1 protein-coding gene is annotated in these 916 nt (G+C 64.3%); it reads right to left on the minus strand.

Annotated elements, in window-relative coordinates:
* On the minus strand, nucleotides 1–916 hold a 916-nt coding region (locus tag CAG22_RS26905; protein ID WP_305880247.1), incomplete at both ends, for a T6SS effector BTH_I2691 family protein.

Consider the following 916-nt stretch of genomic DNA (forward strand, 5'->3'; position numbering starts at 1 on the left):
TGTTGCGTTCGGTCTGCGCGTCGATGTCCACCGGCGGCAGATACGCCTTGGCCGCGATCGGGCTGTCGTTCCACTGCTCGACCTGCCGGGCTTCCCGCTGCGCGTCCTCGGCACCCTGCACGGCCGCCATGGCAGCGTGCAATTCGCGGATGCCCAGTAGTGCTTGTGAGGTGAAGTATTCGAAGTGCCGCTGCGGCTGCGCCCGCCATTCCTGCAGGGCCTGCACCCAGCCAGTGCGTTGCGCGTTGAGCTCCATGACCATGCCGACCGGGTCAGGCAGCGTCAGCGCCAGCAGGCCATTGGGCAGTTGTTCCTGCTGGATGACATTGCGCACATGCGTGCGGGTTTCATGCCAGCGGCCCAGGCGGCTGTAAAAGCCATGAGCGCTGGTAAACCTGGCAGAGGAAAAGGTCGAGAACTCAAGCACCTGTTCCAGGCCGAAGCGGAAGCTGTCGGTCATGGCGATGCCGAGGCTGGCAGGGTCGTTGCGTGCGGTGTTCAGGTCCACTTCGACGAAGCGGGCGAGGGTGCCCGGGTCACTGTCGGCGATGCCTTGCCGATAGCGGTCGAGTACCGCACGGGGCCAGGGGTCGTTGGCGAAGGCGATCCAGGCCTTGCGGTAGAGCAGGGTATCGATGTTGATGAACGAGGCGATCACATCGTGGCCTTCGGTGGCGCATACCTTGGGTAACGACCTGGGTGGCCCCAAGGGCATCTGCGATACCGGAAAGCGCTGCAAGGTACCTTCCGCCGCTACCTCGTAGGCCTGCCAGATTTCCTGGTCGAGCAGTACGTAGACATAACCCTGGCGCAGGGGGCGCAACTGGTCGGTGTGCATCGGGTGGAAGATGATTTCGCTATCGTCTGCCAGGCGATAGGGGCGCCCTGTATCCGGGCGCGGGGCGTAGGCCTCGCG

The sequence above is a fragment of the Pseudomonas sp. B8(2017) genome (assembly GCF_002113575.1).
Taxonomy (GTDB): domain Bacteria; phylum Pseudomonadota; class Gammaproteobacteria; order Pseudomonadales; family Pseudomonadaceae; genus Aquipseudomonas; species Aquipseudomonas putida_Z.